Source organism: Streptomyces sp. NPDC054883 (assembly GCF_053610645.1).
Genome location: NZ_JBSGYT010000108.1, coordinates 1 through 2,410 on the forward strand (window position 1 = coordinate 1; position 2,410 = coordinate 2,410).

At 73.2% G+C, this 2,410-nt stretch carries 3 protein-coding genes; 1 reads left to right on the forward strand and 2 read right to left on the reverse strand.

Annotation, left to right across the window (positions count from 1 at the left end; genetic code table 11):
* Positions 1 to 43: 43 nt before the first annotated feature.
* Positions 44 to 433, reverse strand: a complete 390-nt coding sequence (locus tag ACWGH1_RS35130; protein ID WP_453409355.1) for a tetratricopeptide repeat protein — start codon at positions 431 to 433, stop codon at positions 44 to 46.
* 107 nt (positions 434 to 540) lie between these two features.
* On the opposite strand from ACWGH1_RS35130, the gene ACWGH1_RS35135 reads away from it, so the two are divergent.
* Entirely contained in the window at positions 541 to 1,506 is a 966-nt protein-coding gene (locus ACWGH1_RS35135; RefSeq protein ID WP_453357400.1) for a pirin family protein, read from the forward strand.
* A 521-nt stretch (positions 1,507 to 2,027) separates the two neighbouring features.
* Here ACWGH1_RS35135 and ACWGH1_RS35140 read toward each other — a convergent pair.
* Positions 2,028 to 2,198 carry a hypothetical protein gene (locus ACWGH1_RS35140; RefSeq protein WP_453409356.1) on the reverse strand — a complete coding sequence of 57 codons (171 nt, stop codon included), beginning with the start codon at positions 2,196 to 2,198 and terminating at the stop codon, positions 2,028 to 2,030.
* Positions 2,199 to 2,410: the final 212 nt, after the last annotated feature.

Genomic DNA, 2,410 nt, shown 5'->3' on the forward strand with positions numbered 1-2,410 from the left:
GGACGGGGCCGGGCGGCCGGACGGCGGGTGCCGCGGAGGTCCGCTAGGCGGGCGGCTCGCCGGCCATGGCGGCGGCGATCCGCAGGTACGGGGCCGCCTCGGCGGCCCGGCCCTGGCGCTCCAGGGTCCGGCCGAGCATCAGTTGCGCGTAGTCCTCCACCGGCCAGCGCTCCAGGATGGCGCGCAGCTCCCGCTCGGCGCGCGAGAGCTGCGCGGAGTGGTAGTAGGCGCGGGCCAGCAGCAGCCGGGGCGCGAGCTGCTCCGGGACCTCGGCGGTCAGCGTGGCCAGGACGCGGGCCGCGGTCGCGTACTCCTTCGCCTCGAAGAAGAGGCTGCCCCGCTCCCAGCGCTCGGCCGCCGTCCCGTGTCCGTAGTACGCCGCCTGCGCGTCGTACCCGGCGTCCTGGGTCTCGCGGGCCCGCTTGGCGTCCATGACCGTTCCTTCCGCCGTTCAGGTGGTGCGTCCGGTCGCTCCAACACAGCGGCACCCCCGCGCATTCCGTGGAACGCTGCGGGCCCGGCGGTACTAAGTTGTGCGGTATGAGCAATCTCGATCGCCAGCCCGCTCTCGCCGTCTGCGGCGGCCGTGGTTTCGTCGTCGCCGAACCCGTGCGCGAGCTCCTCAGCCCGCGCACCGTCAAGCTCGGGGAGTCCACCGAGGTCCGCCGGCTGCTGCCGAACCTGGGCCGCCGGATGGTGGGCGCCTGGTGCTTCGTGGACCACTACGGCCCCGACGACATCGCCGACGAGCCGGGCATGCAGGTGGCGCCCCACCCGCACTCCGGTCTGCAGACCGTGAGCTGGCTGCACGAGGGGGAGATCCTGCACCGCGACAGCGTGGGCAGCCTCGCGACGATCCGCCCGCGCGAGCTGGGCCTGATGACCTCGGGCCGCGGCATCAGCCACTCCGAGGAGAGCCCGCGCCCGCACGCCCGCTTCCTGCACGGCGCCCAGCTGTGGGTGGCCCTGCCGGACGCGCACCGCGACGTCGCCCCGCACTTCCAGCACCACGCGGACCTGCCCCTGGTCACGGCCCCGGGCCTGACCGCGACGGTCATCCTGGGCACCCTGGACGAGGCCACCTCGCCCGGCACCGCCTACACCCCCATCGTGGGCGCGGACCTCGCCCTCACGGCGGGCACCGAGACCCGGCTGCCGCTGGACCCGGACTTCGAGTACGCGGTCCTGTCTATGTCGGGGGAAACCCACGTCGACGGCGTCCCGCTCCTGCCGGGCTCGATGCTCTACCTCGGCTGCGGCCGCACGGAACTCCCCCTGCGCGCCTCCTCGGACGCGGGCGTGATGCTCCTGGGCGGCGAACCGTTCGAGGAGGAGATCGTCATGTTCTGGAACTGGATCGGCCGGAGCAACGAGGAGATCGTCCAGGCGCGCCAGGACTGGATGGAGGGCACCCGCTACGGCGAGGTAAAGGGCTACGACGGCCCTCCGATTCCTGCTCCGCAGCTCCCGCCGGTGCCGTTGAAAGCACGTGGCCGGGTGCGCTGACCTGCGTTTTTCTGTAGCAGGCCGATCAGTCGGCATCAGCCGAGGAGAGACTGCATCCCGTGCGGAGACCGTTCCGGCGGGGGCGGCGACGGGCTCCGGGAGGCCCTCACCGGGTCCTCGTCGTTTCCCAGGTATGACCAGCTGGGGTCAGCTGTGCCAGGACCAATGCTGACCCGGGGATCCTGGTGCGACCTCGTGGTTCGGTCGGGCGAGCGAGGCGTTCGCGAACGACCACGGACGCCTGGAACTCCTCGACGGCGCCAATCTGGTCCACCTGTTCAAGGAACATCTCGACCTCGATGTCATCCCGGGCCCCGTTCCTCCCAAGCGTCGTCCGCGCTGACGACGTGCCCATGGCGTGAGCCCGGGGCGCTCCGCGATGGACTTCGGCGCGGTGCCCAAGGTGAGAAGGGCAGAGGTGCCCGAGAGGGCTGCCAAGCGGCGAAGGGTGATGGCCGGGAGGATCACGGCGAGGACCGCGTACGTCTGCCGCCAGCCGAGGTGTTCGGCCAGGACGGCCGTCAGTGGGGCGAGGACGGTGGAGGCCAGTCCGCCAGGCTCGGGGCGGCCGCGATCAGCAGGAGTGCGAGCACACCGATGAGCGAGCCGGTGGTCATGACCGCGCGGGGACCGCGCCGGTCGAGGATGCGGCCGACCGGGATTCCGGCCACGCCGGAGACGAGAGGGGCCATGGAGACCGCGCCCGTTGCCGCGTTGGCCGACCAGCCGGTGCCGGCGGTCAGGCAGGAGCGGAGGACGGGGAACGCGTAGTGGACGATGCCCCAGCTGGTGATCTGGGTGGCGCACAGGGCGGGCAGTGCGGCGCGGGGGGGGGGGCGGGGCCCCCCCCCCCCCCCCCCCCCCGCCCCCCCGGCGGGAGGGAATCCCCCGGGTCCCCCGCCCC

Bases quoted from the DNA above. Each gene is read 5' to 3' on its own strand.
- ACWGH1_RS35130 (WP_453409355.1), bottom strand. From the start codon at position 433: ATGGACGCCAAGCGGGCCCGCGAGACCCAGGACGCCGGGTACGACGCG.
- ACWGH1_RS35135 (WP_453357400.1), top strand. From the start codon at position 541: ATGAGCAATCTCGATCGCCAGCCCGCTCTCGCCGTCTGCGGCGGCCGT.
- ACWGH1_RS35140 (WP_453409356.1), bottom strand. From the start codon at position 2,198: ATGGCCCCTCTCGTCTCCGGCGTGGCCGGAATCCCGGTCGGCCGCATC.